This is a genomic window from Bradyrhizobium sp. USDA 3311, from assembly GCF_054062495.1.
In genome coordinates, this window is record NZ_JBSSFI010000001.1 from 3,626,675 (window position 1) to 3,641,820 (window position 15,146).

Here is a 15,146-nt window from a genome sequence, read left to right on the forward strand (position 1 = left end):
TGAAGACGAGGCACGCATGCTGACCAGCGCAGTTCAGACCACGAGTGGCCCCGTCGTCGGCACCACGCAGGCCGGTATGCGTGCCTTCAAGGGCGTGCCGTTCGCAACCGCGCCGCGCTTTGCCAAGGCAATGCCGCCGAAAGCGTGGACGGAGCCGCTCCGCTGCACGGGCTACGGCGCTTACGCGCCGCAGCCGGGCCATCTCGATCATGCGGACGAGGCTGCCTGTCTCAGCCTGAACATCTGGACGCCGGCAGAGGCCGATCGGCCGCTGCCGGTGCTGGTCTTCATCCATGGCGGCGCCTTCGTCACCGGCGGCGGCGCCGACTATGACGGCGCATTCCTCGCCGCGCACGGTCCGGCGGTGATCGTCACCATCAACTACCGGCTCGGCCCGCTCGGATTCCTGCAATTGCATCGCCTTGGGCTCGGCGAGGCCAACAACCTCGCGATCTCGGATTCGCTCGCCGCCCTCGACTGGGTGCGCGCCAATATCGCGGATTTCGGCGGCGATCCTGACGCGATCACGCTGTCCGGCCAGTCGGCCGGCGCCTCGATGGTGATCGCGCTCGCAACCCTGCCGCAGGCCAGAGGCAAGTTCATTCGCGCCCTCGCGCTCAGCGCGCCCGGGCGGAACATCATGAGCGCCGATCATGCCGACGACGTTGCACGCCGCGTGCTTGCCGAGCTCGAATTAGCGTACGACCCAACCGCGATTGCCTCTTTGCCACTGCCAAAGCTCTTCGCGGCGGTGGAGCGCGTCAGTCGCGGGCTTGCGGACGAGACCGAACAAGGCACCGTGTTCGGCCCGGTGCTCGACGGAATCGTGATTCCGCGCGAGCCGCGGGACGTCTTCGCCGAAGGAACCTTGCGCGACATTCCGCTCTGGCTCGGCTCCTGCCGCGACGAGATGGTGATGTTCCTGAAGAGCACGCCGCCGGCCGCGATGATCCGCACCACCGAACGACAAGTGCGCGCCGCAGTCGGCGATGCCGGCTGGCAACGTCTGCTGGCGTATTACCGCGCCACAGCGCGCGTCGACGAGGATCCGTACGAGGCGCTGCTGTCCGACGCGTTCTGGCATCGCCCCATGGCAGATCTTGCGCGGCTTCATGCCGCGGCTGGCGGCGCGGTGTGGCTGAGCCGGTTCGACCATCGCCCGGCGCTGGAGCCGTTCCTGTCGCAGGGGCCGACCCACGGTGCCGACAATGCCTGCCTCTGGGCGCACCCGCCGGATTTCATCGACCGCCCGATCCTGAAGCGCAAGGGCGGGCCGATGACGCCCGAGGATATCGAGGTCGCCGCGCGGTTTCAGGCAAGCGTGCTGCGCTTCGTCACATCCGGCGCGCCCGACATCGCGGAAGCCTGGCCGCGGTTCGAGCCGGCCAAGGAGCCGCTCGCAATCTTCGGCCAGCCGTTCCACATTGTGCCTCTCAATGAAGGCGTGCGCTCCCGCCTGTGGGCGGAGCTGTCGGCCCAACGCGGCGCGCCGCAGGCTCCGGCCGCGCGAGCGAAGATCGGTTGATCGCAGCACCTTGGTCATGTAAGCGTTCGTCCAGCGCCGATTTGATCCTCAGCTTGCGGGCGCTTCTAAAAATGCAGCTAAAGAGACCCGCTATCCTGCATCGTCCCGCATTGGGTGAATCGTCGGCCATCTCGAATGGAGAGGCCAAGTGAAATTTGCTGCCATCGCGGATGTGCACGGAAATCGTCCGGCGCTCGAAGCCGTCCTTGCGGACATTGCTGCGCTCGGCATCAACGAGGTCGTGAACCTGGGCGACCATGTTAGCGGTCCGCTCGAAGCGGCCCGAACGGCTGACCTGCTGATGGAGCGAGGCTTTCCGTCCATCAAGGGCGATCAGGACCGCATTCTCGTGGAGCTGTGGCAGGCCGGCACATCGGCGCGCAGCGATTTCCGAGAGCTCGAACGCAAGCATTTCGAGTGGATGGCAAGCATGCCGTCCACGCTCATGTATAGGGGGCGGGCGTTCCTGTGCCATGGATCGCCAGGGAATGATGCTGCGTTCTGGCTCGACCACATCGCGGGCGACGGCTGCCCGCGTCCGAGCCGGATTGATTCTATTGAGGCCGGCGCCGAGGGGATCGACGCCGAGATCATCCTGTGCGCACACACGCACATTCCGCGCGTGGTGCGTCTGAAGGATGGCCGGCTGGTCGTCAATCCCGGCAGCGTTGGATTGCCCGGTTACGACGGGAAGATGCCCGTTCCCTACGTGGTCGAGGTCGGCACCCCTCATGCGTGTTACGCAATTCTGGAGCATGCCAACAGAGGCTGGTCCGCGACGCTCCGCTACGTGGCCTACGACACCACGGCCATGGCAGCATTGGCGCGGGCCAGGGGAATGCTCACCTGGGCGAGCGCGATTGCAACGGGCTGGGTGCAGCGGGATCACCTGTAATCTGCTTCACACGCGAATGCGCCGAGTAACGCTAGATGAAGTGAGGCCTCGCTTCCGCGCGGCCCGCTTCGGAGCTGGCGATGATTGCTGCACTGGCAAGAGCAATATCCCGCGCGACGGGAACCAATGTCGATGTCGAGACTCTGAAAGTCGTCGTCATCTTCTCGGGAGCGGGCCTGCTGCTCTCACTCGTTGCTGCAATGATCTACGGACAGGCTGTCAACGCCGCCTTATTTTAGGCTCGTGCGCGTTCATCGCGCGCCTCGCCGCCTGTCCCGGCTGGTTCAGCGCAGGAACGGCACGGGATGGGCCGCGCGATGGAAGAAGTTGATCAGGGTGTTGATGTCGAACACCGGCAGACCCGACACCTCGGCGACGTCCCGCGAGAATGGGCACATGTTGGTGCACTCGAACAGGATCGCGCCGGGATTTTTGCAGGACGCCATGAAGGCTTCCGTCATCTCGATCATCTCGGCGCGCAGCACGTCAGTGTCCAGCTCTTCGCGGCCGAGAATGTAGGTTGCGGGAAACTGCGCATCGGGCTTCATGCCCTGGATTTGAACGAGAATGTCGTCCGGCGACCAGCCGACGCCGCGGAAGTGCCCTTCGTTCATGTGGTGGCCGCGTTCGGTGAAGATGCCGATGACCTTGCCGGGCGGCAGCATGGCGTGGATCAGCGGCGCCTGGATCAGGCTCGAGGTGAAGACCGGGATGTTCACGGCAGCCGCGAGCTGCTTCTGGAACGGCGCGAGGAAGCCGCAACTCGTCGTTATCGCTTTGACGCCGTCGGCTTCCAATTCGCGGGCCGCGGCGATGAACGGCTCGAGCAGGGTCGGATCGGGCTGGTCGCCCATGATCCTTGTGGCGTGCGCGCCGCGCACGATCTTGTAGCGCACCGGGAAGTCGTAGGAGAGCGCGTTGCCGATGTCGCCGCGCGGGCGCGGGAAGCGGGTATCGAGCATCAGAATGCCGATCGTCTCGCCGTAATTCGTGAAGCCGCCGCGGAGTTTCATGGTTCGTCCCACCGATTCGGGATGGTCGTGGCCGGCAGTCTAATGCGTTTCGTGAAACCGGCTGAGGAGGGACTTCCGCCGTTCGCTGCGCGGCTGGCGGATCATCTCCTCTGGCGTACCGATCCCGGCCATGACGCCATCATTCATGAAGCCGACGCGGGCTCCGGTACGGCTTGAGCACCGCGAATCCCCAGACATACATCGCGGATTGGCGCTCAGAACTGCACTTCGCCGGGAATGTCGTCCGCGCCGAGACCTACGGCTTCAAAACCCTTCAACATCCATTCGCGGGTCTGGCCCAGCGAGCGGTTGTAGTCGGCCCAGGCGCTGAGGAAGTCCTTGTAGCGCCGGTCGCTTTCGGCGCGGATGCCCATGTTGGTCGGCAGCGTGAGCAGCGGACGTGGCACCGCGAGCTCACCGAGCGTCGGGTTCTTCTTCAAGGTCGCGACCGAAAGCACCGCCAGCGAAATGTTGCAGTCCGCGCGTCCGGTTGCGACGGCGAGGATCGCCTCGTTGCGCTCCTTGAAGCCGAGGATCGTCGCCTTCGGGCAATAGCGGCGCGCGATCGTCTCGTGGGTCGAGCCGATGTCGACGGCGATCTTGACCTCGGGCTTGTTCAGCTCGGCCCAGGTTTGCGGCTTGGCAAAACCCTTTTTGGTGATGGCGGTGAAGGAGTGCACCAGGATGGGCGTGGAAAAGTCGATGACCAGCGAGCGCTCCGGTGTCGGGTTCACGGCGAAGGCAAGGTCGATCTTCTCGGCCTGGAGATCCAGGATCTGGTTGCCCCAGGTCGATTCCAGCGTCTCGACCTTGGCACCGAGCTTGCCGGCGATGTCGTTCGCCATGTCGATGCAGGCGCCCGACCATTGATTGGTGGTGAGGTCCTTGTGGAAGTAAGGATCCTGGCCGGCGATGACGGCGATCCGCAGCACGCCGCTCTTCTTGATCCGTTCGAGCGTCGAGCCCGGCGCGGTGTCGGCCTTGGCCGAACCGGTTGCGGCGATCGCGGCTCCGGCGAGGGCGACAGTGGTGAGTGCATCCCTGCGATTCATGGCAGTCTCCTGGGCAGTCGCTTCTGGACATTCGAACCCGGCGTCTGGACTATTTCTGTATTCAGATTAAAATGCAATACGGTATTTTAAACTGGACAGGAAAGACAGGCCCGTGCGCGCTCTCTTCGTCGATGCCAATGACACCCTTGCCGCGGTGACCGAGAAACTGCTGCGCGGGGACAGCCTTCCGGTCGGCATCAACCGCAACCCCGCGATCACTCCCGACGACCTGCCACGCCTTCTTGACGGTGTGGAGATCATGATCGTCGACCATACCGCGGTGCCGACGGCGATTGCCGCGAAATGTCCTGCCTTGAAGCACGTCGTCTTCCTCGGCACCGGCGCGCGCAGCTACATGAATCCGGAGGAGCTGGGCCAGCGCGGCATCTCGGTTCACACCATCAAGGGCTATGGCGACACCGCCGTCGCCGAATGCGCGATCGCCCTGATGTGGGCCTCTGCAAAGAGCTTCGGAGAGATGGATCGCGGCATGCGCGAGGGCAATTGGCTGCGTCGCGATGCGCTGCAGCTCACCGGCAAGACGCTCGGCCTGATCGGCTTCGGCGGCATCGCGGCGGAAGCCGCGCGCATGGCGCTTGGCTGCGGCATGAAGGTGATCGCCTGGAACAGATCGCCGAAGACGCATCCGGGCGTCGAATTCGTCCCGCTGGAGAAGCTCCTCGCGGACAGCCACGTCGTCTCGCTGCATCTGCTCCTCAACGACGAGACCAAGGGTTTCCTGTCGCGCGAGCGCATCAGGATGATGCGCCCGGGCAGCATCCTGATCAACACCGCGCGCGGCGCCGTGGTCGACGAGGAGGCGATGTGCGATGCGCTGCGTTCGGGCCACATCGCCCATGCCGGCCTCGACGTCTTCACCGTCGAGCCGCTGCCCCCGGGCCATCCGCTGACCAAACTGCCGAACGTGACGCTCTCGGCGCATTCGGCGTTCCGCACGCCGGAGGCGAGCGATAACCTGATCGGCGCGGCGCTGGATCATTGCCGCCGCATCATCGCGAATGGGCGGTAGTGCAAACAGCAGGGGCGGGCATGACGCCTGCGCAGGGAGCGGGAAGCCTTTCGATCTTGCGCCTCCTGTTGGCCTGTCCTACGCCACCCGCGAACGACATTTTCGCGAGGCGCCCGAGCGCGTCGCCAAAGCCTGCAGGGAGCTGTCATGACCATTCGTAACACCCGCACCGGGGGCCAGATCCTGATCGATCAGCTCGTCGCCCAAGGCGTCGAGCGCGTCACCTGCGTGCCGGGCGAGAGCTATCTGGCGGCGCTGGACGCGCTGCATGACAGCCCGATCGACGTGATGATCTGCCGCGCCGAGGGCGGCGCTGCGATGATGGCGGAGGCCTATGGCAAGCTCACGGGGCGTCCGGGCGTCTGCTTCGTCACCCGCGGCCCCGGCGCGACCAATGCCAGCCACGGCGTCCACATCGCGATGCAGGATTCGACGCCGATGATCCTGTTCGTCGGCCAGGTCGATACCGGCATGCGCGAACGCGAGGCATTCCAGGAGCTCGACTACAAGGCGGTGTTCGGCACCATGGCGAAATGGGCGGTCGAGATCGATCGTCCCGACCGCATTCCGGAACTGGTCGCGCGCGCCTTCCGGGTCGCGATGCAGGGCCGTCCGGGGCCCGTGGTGATCTCGCTGCCGGAGAACATGCTGACCGAGACCGCCGCTGTCGCAGATGCCATGCGTATCGAGCCGGCGGTGAGCTGGCCCGCGCCCGCGGACATTGAGCGTGTCAGCGCCATGCTCGCGAGCGCCAAGGCGCCGCTCGTCATTCTTGGCGGCTCGCGCTGGACCGATGAGGCGACCAGGAGCATCGCGCGCTTTGCCGAGCGGTTCGACCTGCCGGTGGCAACCTCGTTCCGCCGGGCCTCGCTGATCGACGCCGACCATTCGCATTATGCCGGCGATCTCGGCATCGGGCCGAGCCCGGGCCTGAAGGCGCGCATCGACGGCGCCGATGTCGTTCTGCTCATCGGCGGCCGCATGTCGGAGATGCCGTCCTCGTCCTACACGCTGCTCGACATTCCGACCCCGCAGCAGAAGCTGATCCACGTTCATCCGGGCTCCGAGGAGCTTGGCCGCGTCTATCAGCCGGCGCTCGCGATCCAGGCGACGCCCGCCGCGTTCGCCGCGGCCGTCGAGACGCTGAAGCCCTCCGGGGCGGTTGCCTGGAAGGGCGAGGCGGCCAAGGCGCATGCCGATTACCTCGCCTGGACCGAGAAGGCGCGCGAGCTGCCGGGCACGTTCCAGTACGGCCAGGTCATGACCTGGCTGCGCGACCGGCTGCCGAAGGACGCGATCGTCTGCAACGGCGCCGGCAACTATGCCGGCTGGATCCATCGCCATCACCGCTTCCACAGTTTTGCCTCCCAGCTCGCCCCGACCTCGGGCTCGATGGGGTACGGCGTGCCGGCGGCGGTGCTGGCGAAACGGCAATATCCGGATCGCACTGTCGTCGCCTTTGCCGGCGACGGCTGCTTCCTGATGAACGGGCAGGAGTTTGCGACCGCCGTGCAGTACGACGCGCCGCTGGTCGTCATCGTCGTCGACAATTCGCAATACGGCACCATCCGCATGCACCAGGAGCGCGACTATCCCGGCCGCGTCGTCGGCACTCAGCTCAAGAACCCGGACTTTGCGATGTACGCCAAGGCGTTCGGCGGTCACGGCGAGCGCGTCGAGCGCACCGAGGAGTTCGCGCCGGCGTTCGAGCGCGCGCTGGCTTCGGGCAAGCCGTCGATCCTCCACTGCATCATCGATCCGCGCGCGATCTCGGTCGGCAAGGATTTTGTGCCGTCGGTGAAGGCGTAAGCGATGTCCGAAGGCCGCCACGTCGCCATCATCGGAGCCGGCGCGGTCGGTGTGATCAGCGCCATCGAGGCGCTGCGCGAGGGCCATCGCGTCACGCTGATCGATCCCGGCGAGCCCGGTGGCGAACAGGCGGCGAGCTACGGCAACGCCGGCTGGCTCTCCTCGCATTCGGTGATTCCGCCGGCCGAACCTGGCATCTGGAAGAAGGTGCCGTTCTATCTGATGGACCCGCTCGGCCCGCTCGCGATCCGCTGGTCGTATTTGCCGAAGGCGCTGCCCTGGCTGATCAAGTACCTGCTCTCGGGCTGGACCGAGGCGCGCGTGGAAAAGACCGCCTTCGCGCTCCGCGATCTCCTGAAGGACGCGCCGCTGCTGCACCGGAAGCTCGCGGAAGAAGCCGGTGTCCCCGAATTGGTCGAGCGCAACGGCGTGATGCATGTCTTCCCGTCGCGCGGCAACTTTGACCACGATCTCGGCTGGCGGCTGCGCAAGCGTGTCGGGGTCGAGTGGCTGGAGCTCAATGCCGACGAGATGCGTCAGCGCGAGCCGGACCTGCATCCGCGCTACAGCTTTGGCGTGGTGGTGGAAGAAGCCGGCCGCTGCCGCGATCCCGGCGCTTACGTTGCAGCACTGGCCAATCACGCGTTGGCAAGCGGCGCCAAGCTCGTGCGCGCCAAGGCGACGGGGCTGAAGCTTTCCGGCAACAAGCTCGTCGCTGTCGTCACCGAGACTGGTGAGATTGCTTGCGATGCTGCGGTGGTCGCCGCCGGCGCCAGATCGAAGCAGCTCACCGCGTCCGTGGGCGATTCATTGCCGCTCGAGACCGAGCGCGGCTATCACGTCATGATCGAGAACCCGGAATCCGGTCCGCGCAGCTCGATGATGGCGTCCGACGCGAAAATGGTCGTGAACTGGACCAACAAGGGCCTGCGCGCCGCCGGCACCGTCGAGATCGCCGGCCTCGAGGCCGCGCCGAACTGGAAGCGCGCCGAGATCTTGCGCGACCATCTCTTCAGCATGTTCCCGAAACTTCCGAGGGACATTCCGGCCTCGCGCATCAAGACTTGGTTCGGTCATCGTCCGAGCATGCCGGACGGACTGCCCTGCATCGGCCACGCGCGCGCCTCGCGTGACATCGTCTATGCCTTCGGCCATGGCCATGTCGGCCTGGTCGGCTCGGCCCGCACCGGGCGTCTCGTCGCCCAGCTTCTGAGCGGCAAGCAGCCCGAGATTCCGCTCGCGCCGTTTTCGCCCACTCGCTTCCTCTGAGGTCGCACCATGACCACTCCTGCCAACTCATCCTCCCGCATCGCCCGTGGCGGCAAGGCCATCTATGGCGCGCCGCTCGGTATCCTGATGCTGGAAGCGCGCTTTCCGCGCATTCCCGGCGACATGGGCAACGGCACGACCTGGCCGTTCCCCGTGCTCTATCGCGTGGTGAGCGGCGCCTCGCCGGAGAAGGTGGTGCTGAAGGGCGCGGCCGGCCTGCTGCCTGACTTCATCGACGCGGCCAAGGACCTGGTGCGGCTTGGTGCGGAGGCCATCACCACCAATTGCGGCTTCCTCTCGCTGTTCCAGAGGGAGATCGCGGCGGCCGTCGGCGTGCCGGTTGCGACCTCGTCGCTGATGCAGGTGCCGTGGGTGCAGGCGACCTTGCCGCCCGGCAAGCGCGTCGGCCTTGTCACGGTGTCGGGCTCGACGTTGACGCCGGCGCATCTCGAAGGTGCCGGCGTGCCACTCGACACGCCTTTGGTCGGCACCGAGAACGGCAAGGAGTTTTTCCGCGTCCTGATCAAGGCCGAGAAGGACGACATGGACGTCGGCTTGGCCGAGCGCGACGTGGTCGAGGCCGGCAAGCAGCTTGTCGCAAAGAACCCCGACGTCGGCGCCATCGTGCTCGAGTGCACCAACATGCCGCCTTATGCGGCGGCGTTGCAGGCCGAGGTCGGGCTCCCGGTCTATGATATCTATTCCATGATCACCTGGTTTCATGCTGGACTGCGCCCGCGCGTCTTTGCCTGATTCCGGGGTGTCGCAAAGCTCTGAACAAACGCTGCTAAGCTGTCCTTTGCATTGCAATCGACTTCACAGCCCCGGTATATTGGGCTGTGTTCGGGCATGAATGCAGCTTATGAAGAGCAACGTGGAACTGGCTTCCGATAGCATCGTCGATCGCGTCTATGAACAGCTCAAGGCGATGGCCGTGAGCTACGAGTTCAAGCCGGGCGAACGGCTCAACGAAGGCGAGTTGGCCAAACGTCTCGGCGTCAGCCGGACGCCGCTGCGCGAGGCGCTCAACCGTCTCAACACCGAAGGCTTCCTGCGCTTCACGCCGGGCAAGGGCTTCTTCTGCCGCGAGCTCGACGCGCACGAGATCTTCGATCTCTACGAGCTGCGCAAGTCGATCGAGGTCGCCTCGGTTCGTCTCGCCATCAAGCGCGCCAAGGACGAGGACATCGACGCGCTCCTGAAATTCCTCGAAGCGACCGGTCCCGATCCCGGCGAGCGCACATCAGTGGAACTGGTCGAGCTCGACGAGACCTTTCACGAACGGCTGATGGCGATGTCGAACAACGCCGAGATGCTGCGCGTGCTGCGCAACGTCAACGCCCGCATCCGCTTCGTGCGCTGGATCGACATGGACCGCATCAACCGCTCCAACACCCAGGCCGAGCACCGCGCCGTCGTCGAAGGGTTGAAGGCACGTAATGAGGAGGCTTGCGTCTCCGTGCTGGAAAAGCACATCGACCGCCGCCTCGACCGCATCACATCCGCGATCAAGGAAGGCTACGCGCAGATTTATATGCCGGCCGCGAGGTCGGCGGCGAATTGAGGCGCTTCACCTCGCCCCGCTTGCGCGATCGCAATCGTCCATGAACATTCAACAGAGGTCGTCATGCCCGGGCTTGTCCCGGGCATCCACGTTCTTTGTGCCGCGTGGCAAGGCGTGGATGGCCGGGACGAGCCCGGCCATGACGCCGGGGAAACTGTCGGTGGCTCGCGGCTCGGCAGCTATACAATCCGTCGATACCAGATCGTACCAGACGGTCAGAGCTTTCGCGCGCGAACCTCGCTAGCTTGCCGCTCGAATTTCACGGAGACAAGCGGTGCACAGCCCTCAACCGAATCCTGAAACGCGCAGCAGCGATGATTGGCCGTCCGAGCTCTATCGCGTCCTGAAGGCCGCCGACGTCAGGCAGATGTCATACGTCCCGGATGCCGGCCACAGCCAGCTCATCCGCATGTTCTCGGCCGACCGCGACGTCACCACCAACGTGCTGACGACGGAAGAGGAGGGCGTCGCGATTGCCGCCGGCGCCTGGCTCGGCGGCCAGCGTAGCGTGCTGCTGATGCAGTCGAGCGGGGTCGGCAATTGCATCAACATGCTGTCGCTCTCGGCGATCGGCCGCTTTCCGCTGCTGATGCTGGTGACGATGCGCGGCGAATGGGCCGAGTTCAATCCCTGGCAGGTGCCGATGAGCCGGGCCACGCAGCCCTCGCTGGAGGCGATCGGGCTGAAGGTGATGCGCGCGGAGACGCCGGAGGATCTGGTCGAGACGGTCGAATCGGCGGCATCGCTCGCCTACGATGCCGATCAGCAAATCGCAGTGCTGATCGGACAGCGCCTGATCGGCAAGAAGAAGTGGTGATGTCAATGCAAGCTCAACTCGATCGCCGTGCCGCCGTCGCTGCGCTTCTCAGGAACCGCAAGGACTCGCTGGTCGTCGCCGGTCTCGGCTCCCCGACCTATGATCTTCATTCCGTCGGCGACCACGATGGCAATTTTTATCTCTGGGGCGCGATGGGCGGCGCCGCGCTGATCGGGCTTGGACTGGCGCAGGCACAGCCCGGAAAGCGCGTTCTCGCTTTGACCGGCGACGGCGAGCAATTGATGGGCCTCGGCGGACTCGCCACCATCGGCGTCGCGCGCCCGCGCAATCTCGACATCGTTGTGATCGACAACCAGCATTTCGGCGAGACCGGGATGCAGGCGAGCCACACCGGGCGCGGCGTCGATCTCACCGCGATTGCCATGGCCTGCGGCTTTGCCGCGACCGGAACCGCGCGGACGATCGCCGAGGTGGAACGTCTCGCGGCGCAGATTGCCTCCCCGGGCGAGGGGCCGCGACTCTTCGTCATCAAGGTTCTGGCGGAAAATCCGCCGCGCTCGCTGCCCTCGCGCGATGCCGTCTTTATCAAGAACCGGTTCCGTGCTCATCTCGGATTTGCGGCGGCTTGAACCGGGGTCCTCTCCGGGATAGCTCGCTGCCTAAGCAGCTATCCTGGAGTGAGACCATGAAACTATCCGGCAAGGTCGCCGCCATCACCGGCGCGGCACGCGGCATCGGCAAGGCCTGCGCGAAGAGATTCCTCGACGACGGCGTCAAGGTCGTCATCTCGGACGTCGATGCCGAGGGACTTGCCGCGACGGCGGTTGAATTGGGACGGCCGGATGCCTTGCGCGCCGTCGTCGGCAACGTCGCCAAGCGCACTGACGTGGACCAGCTCGTCGCGACCGCCGTGAAGGAGTTCGGCCGGCTCGACATCATGGTCAACAATGCCGGCGTCGCCCGCAACCGGGACATCCTCGAGATCTCCGAAGAGGAATTCGACGAAATCATCGGCATCAATCTGAAAGGCGCCTTCTTCGGCGTGCAAGCGGCCGCAAGGCAGATGATCGCGCAGGGCGGCGGCGGGGTCATCATCAACATGTCCTCGGTGAACGCGCTGCTGGCGATCCCTGCGCTTGCGACCTACGCGATGTCGAAGGGCGGCATGAAGCAGCTGACCTCGGTCGCGGCCGTCGCGCTCGCCCCGCACAACATTCGTGTCGTCGCGGTCGGGCCGGGCACGATCCTGACCGACATGGTGGCATCCGCGATCTACACGTCCGACGATGCGCGCAAGACCGTGCTGTCGCGTACACCGATCGGCCGCGGCGGCGAGCCGAGCGAAGTGGCCTCCGTCGTCGCGTTCCTGGCGAGCGACGATGCGTCCTACATCACGGGGCAGACGATCTATCCCGATGGCGGCCGGTTGATCCTGAACTACACGGTGCCGGTGAAGGAGAAGTAGGGGGGCGCGCGGTATCGCGAGCGGAGGACGAAGCAGTCGGCGATGTCTTCGATGTCGTCCTGGCGAAAGCCAGGACCCATTACCCCAGAAAGATATTTGGCGAAAACTCGACGTTCGGTACGACGACCAACCGCGCTCGATAAATCATGCGGTATGGGTCCTGGCTTTCGCCAGGACGACTCGGAGAACTATCGCTCACTCCGCCGCAACCGTCATCCCGTGGCCGAGCCGCTTCGAAATCCCGCCGGCGCAGTCGCGCAAGGCATGCGCGATCGGGCTGTCCCAGCGGGCATCGAACGTGCCTTCCGGCCCCATCGCGGTGATGACCAGCGCGACATGGCCGGCGTGATCGAACACTGGTGCCGAGAACGCATTGACGCCGGGCAGGGGATCGCCCAGCGCGCGGGCGAGGCCGTGCTTGCGGACCTCAGTGAGCATGTCGGCGACCTTCGCGCCTTTCACCGCCCGCTTCGGATTGTAACCGACGCCGTGACGGTCGAGGCCGCTTTCGAGCGCGGCATTGACGGTCTTCTCCGGCAGGAAGGCCGCAAAGGCGCGGCCGGTTGCGGTCTCCAGCAGCGCCATCACCGAGCCGGCCCGCATCACGATGTGCACGGGCTGACCCGGCTCTTCGAGCTGCACCACGGTCGGACCATGCGTGCCCCAGACGGCCAGCGAGACCGCATGGCCGATCTGGCTCGCAAGCGCCGCGATCTTTGGTCCGGCGATCCGCACGCCGGAGAGGCGGCGCAGGCTGATGAGGCCGAGCTCCAGCGCCAGCGCGCCGATCTCGTAGCGGCCGGTGGTCTCGTCCTGCTCGATTAGCCCGATGCGCGAGAAACTGGCGAGATAGGGATGCGCCTTGGCCGGCGTCATGCCGGCCTCGCGTGCGAGATCGCGCAGCATCATCGGCTCGCCGCTGCGGGCGAGGGCGCGGAGCAGTTCTCCGCCGACCTCGATCGACTGGATGCCGCGGCTTTCTCTCTTCATGCGCCTCCTGGCGTTCCGCTTACGCCGCGTTGCGCTTGGCGGCGCTGTCGGCAAGATGACGGCCGGCAATGTAGCCGAAGGTCAGCGCCGGCCCAAGCGTGATGCCGGCGCCGGGATAATTGCCGCCCATGATGCTCGCCATGTCGTTGCCGGCGGCATAGAGGCCGGGGATGACCCGGCCTTCGGCGTCCAGCGCCCGCGCGTTCTCATCGGTGACGATGCCGGCATATGTGCCGAGGTCGCCGATCACCATCTTGATGGCGTAGAACGGGCCGTTCTCGATCGGCGCGACGCAGGGGTTCGGGCCGTGCAGCGCATCGCCCTGGTAGCGGTTATAGGCCTTCGAGCCCTTGCCGAAGGCGGCATCGTGTCCCAGCGGCGCGGTCGCATTGAACTGCTTGATTGTCTCGGCGAAGGCCGTGGCGTCGATGCCAGCTTTCGCCGCAAGCGCCTCGAGCGTGTCGCCGCGCATGAGATAGCCGGTACTGAGGTGATGACCCAGCGGCATCGGGAAGGGCGGCACGCAGCCGAGGCCGTATTTCCGCAACGTCTTGTGATCGCAGACGAGGTACGCCGCGATCTCCTCGCCGGGCTTGGCCGCCTTGACCATGGCCTGGACGAAGTCGTGGTAGGAATTGCCTTCATTGGCAAACCGCCTGCCGTCGCGCATCACCGCGATCACGCCGGGCTTGGCGCGGTCGATGAAATGCGGCATCACGCCCTTCGAGCCGTCCTTGCGCGTGGTGAGCGACACCGGCACCCAGGCCGCGGCATTCGGCAGACGGTCCTCGACATGTCCGCCGGCGCTTTCCGCAAGGCGCAAGCCGTCGCCGGTGTTGCCGGTGGGACCCGGCGAAAAATGCTCGTTGCCGGTCGGCGCATGCGGAAACATCTTCTTGCGGCGTTCGACGTCATGCGGGAAGCCGCCGCAGGCGAGCACGACGCCCTGCCTTGCGCGAACACGCACCTCGCGTCCCTCGCGCGACACGATCGCGCCGGTGACAGCTCCGTTCTCGACCGTCAGCTCGCGCACCGGAGAAGACAGCCACATCGGAATCTTGAGATCGAGCGCGGATTTCGCCAGCCGTCCCGCCAGCGCATTGCCGTTGGTCAGCGTCATGCCGCGGCCGTAGCGCAGCACGTCCATCAGATGCCGCGACAGGCGCTTTGCGACATAGACCGCCGAGGTCAGCGATTTCGTCACCCGCATGAAATGGATGATCTCCTTGCCGGAGCCGAGCATCATGCCGAATACGGTCAGCTCCGGCAGCGGCATGCCGAGTGTCCTGATCTGCTCGCCGAGCTCGCGGCCGTCGAATGGGCGCGTCACCATGGAGCGGCCGCCTTGCGCGCCGCCCGGTGCTTCGGCGTGATAGTCCGGGAACACCAGCGGCATGTCGAAGCGCAGGGCTGTCCTGGTGGTGAAGAAATCCACCGCCTCGGGACCGGCGCTCAGGAACGCATCGACGCGCGCGGCGTCGAAATTGTTGCCGGCCTCGTGCCGCAGGTATGTGCGGGCCTGCTCCGGCGTCTCCTCGATGCCATAGGCCTTCGCCAGCGAGGTGCCGGGGATCCAGAGCCAGCCTCCGGAGCGGGCAGTGGTGCCACCGAAACGCGGCTCCTTCTCGACGATCAGCACGTCGAGGCCGCGATAGCGCGCGGTGATCGCGGCCGACATGCCGGAGGCGCCCGATCCGGCCACGAGCACATCGCACTCGTAAGTCTCAGTTGCGCTATGCTCGTTGCCGGTCATGCG

Annotated in this window: 15 protein-coding genes and 1 riboswitch; of the genes, 11 read left to right on the plus strand and 4 right to left on the minus strand. The window is 65.7% G+C overall.

Annotated features, from left to right (window positions below):
• Window positions 1–16: 16 nt before the first annotated feature.
• The 3 genes from ACVWW6_RS17240 (at window position 17) to ACVWW6_RS17250 (ending at window position 2,659) form a co-directional block, all read left to right on the plus strand.
• Entirely contained in the window at window positions 17–1,525 is a 1,509-nt protein-coding gene (locus ACVWW6_RS17240) for a carboxylesterase/lipase family protein (RefSeq protein ID WP_060908734.1), read from the plus strand.
• A 23-nt stretch (window positions 1,526–1,548) separates the two neighbouring features.
• A riboswitch (SAM riboswitch) is annotated at window positions 1,549–1,627 on the plus strand.
• A 46-nt stretch (window positions 1,628–1,673) separates the two neighbouring features.
• Window positions 1,674–2,420 (plus strand): metallophosphoesterase family protein, encoded by a 747-nt coding sequence (locus ACVWW6_RS17245; protein WP_011089558.1) that lies wholly within the window; start codon window positions 1,674–1,676, stop codon window positions 2,418–2,420.
• Between the two features lie 80 nt (window positions 2,421–2,500).
• Window positions 2,501–2,659 carry a hypothetical protein gene (locus ACVWW6_RS17250; RefSeq protein ID WP_165448172.1) on the plus strand — a complete coding sequence of 53 codons (159 nt, stop codon included), beginning with the start codon at window positions 2,501–2,503 and terminating at the stop codon, window positions 2,657–2,659.
• 45 nt (window positions 2,660–2,704) lie between these two features.
• Here ACVWW6_RS17250 and ACVWW6_RS17255 read toward each other — a convergent pair whose 3' ends face one another.
• Both ACVWW6_RS17255 and ACVWW6_RS17260 read right to left on the minus strand, forming a co-directional pair.
• Window positions 2,705–3,433, minus strand: a complete 729-nt coding sequence (locus ACVWW6_RS17255; RefSeq protein WP_038965675.1) for an aspartate/glutamate racemase family protein — start codon at window positions 3,431–3,433, stop codon at window positions 2,705–2,707.
• Window positions 3,434–3,648: 215 nt separating this feature from the next.
• Complete coding sequence (locus ACVWW6_RS17260; protein WP_060908733.1) at window positions 3,649–4,485, minus strand: transporter substrate-binding domain-containing protein; 837 nt, start codon at window positions 4,483–4,485, stop codon at window positions 3,649–3,651.
• A gap of 112 nt (window positions 4,486–4,597) precedes the next feature.
• Here ACVWW6_RS17260 and ACVWW6_RS17265 point away from each other — a divergent pair, with 112 nt between their 5' ends.
• The 8 genes from ACVWW6_RS17265 to ACVWW6_RS17300 all read left to right on the plus strand — a co-directional run bounded on the left by ACVWW6_RS17265 (window position 4,598) and on the right by ACVWW6_RS17300 (window position 12,400).
• Entirely contained in the window at window positions 4,598–5,515 is a 918-nt protein-coding gene (locus ACVWW6_RS17265) for an NAD(P)-dependent oxidoreductase (protein ID WP_456681108.1), read from the plus strand.
• A 147-nt stretch (window positions 5,516–5,662) separates the two neighbouring features.
• On the plus strand, window positions 5,663–7,324 hold the full coding sequence (locus ACVWW6_RS17270) for a thiamine pyrophosphate-binding protein (RefSeq protein ID WP_028174504.1): 1,662 nt from the start codon (window positions 5,663–5,665) through the stop codon (window positions 7,322–7,324).
• A 3-nt stretch (window positions 7,325–7,327) separates the two neighbouring features.
• Window positions 7,328–8,593 carry an NAD(P)/FAD-dependent oxidoreductase gene (locus ACVWW6_RS17275; protein ID WP_110117211.1) on the plus strand — a complete coding sequence of 422 codons (1,266 nt, stop codon included), beginning with the start codon at window positions 7,328–7,330 and terminating at the stop codon, window positions 8,591–8,593.
• Window positions 8,594–8,602: 9 nt separating this feature from the next.
• Complete coding sequence (locus ACVWW6_RS17280; protein ID WP_110117210.1) at window positions 8,603–9,346, plus strand: aspartate/glutamate racemase family protein; 744 nt, start codon at window positions 8,603–8,605, stop codon at window positions 9,344–9,346.
• Between the two features lie 109 nt (window positions 9,347–9,455).
• Window positions 9,456–10,157 carry a GntR family transcriptional regulator gene (locus ACVWW6_RS17285; RefSeq protein ID WP_456681109.1) on the plus strand — a complete coding sequence of 234 codons (702 nt, stop codon included), beginning with the start codon at window positions 9,456–9,458 and terminating at the stop codon, window positions 10,155–10,157.
• A 274-nt stretch (window positions 10,158–10,431) separates the two neighbouring features.
• Entirely contained in the window at window positions 10,432–10,974 is a 543-nt protein-coding gene (locus tag ACVWW6_RS17290) for a thiamine pyrophosphate-binding protein (RefSeq protein WP_271551428.1), read from the plus strand.
• On the plus strand, window positions 10,974–11,564 hold the full coding sequence (locus tag ACVWW6_RS17295; RefSeq protein ID WP_456681110.1) for a thiamine pyrophosphate-dependent enzyme: 591 nt from the start codon (window positions 10,974–10,976) through the stop codon (window positions 11,562–11,564). Before ACVWW6_RS17290 ends, ACVWW6_RS17295 begins: the two co-directional genes overlap by 1 nt.
• 56 nt (window positions 11,565–11,620) lie before the next feature.
• On the plus strand, window positions 11,621–12,400 hold the full coding sequence (locus ACVWW6_RS17300; RefSeq protein WP_456681111.1) for an SDR family NAD(P)-dependent oxidoreductase: 780 nt from the start codon (window positions 11,621–11,623) through the stop codon (window positions 12,398–12,400).
• Window positions 12,401–12,595: 195 nt separating this feature from the next.
• On the opposite strand, the gene ACVWW6_RS17305 is transcribed toward ACVWW6_RS17300, so the two are convergent.
• Both ACVWW6_RS17305 and ACVWW6_RS17310 read right to left on the minus strand, forming a co-directional pair.
• The gene (locus ACVWW6_RS17305) at window positions 12,596–13,390 is read right to left on the minus strand and encodes an IclR family transcriptional regulator (protein WP_011089545.1); all 795 of its coding nucleotides are present in this window, start codon (window positions 13,388–13,390) and stop codon (window positions 12,596–12,598) included.
• 19 nt (window positions 13,391–13,409) lie between these two features.
• A complete protein-coding gene (locus ACVWW6_RS17310; protein WP_456681112.1) occupies window positions 13,410–15,143 on the minus strand; it encodes an FAD-dependent oxidoreductase in 1,734 nt (577 codons plus the stop codon).
• Window positions 15,144–15,146: the final 3 nt, after the last annotated feature.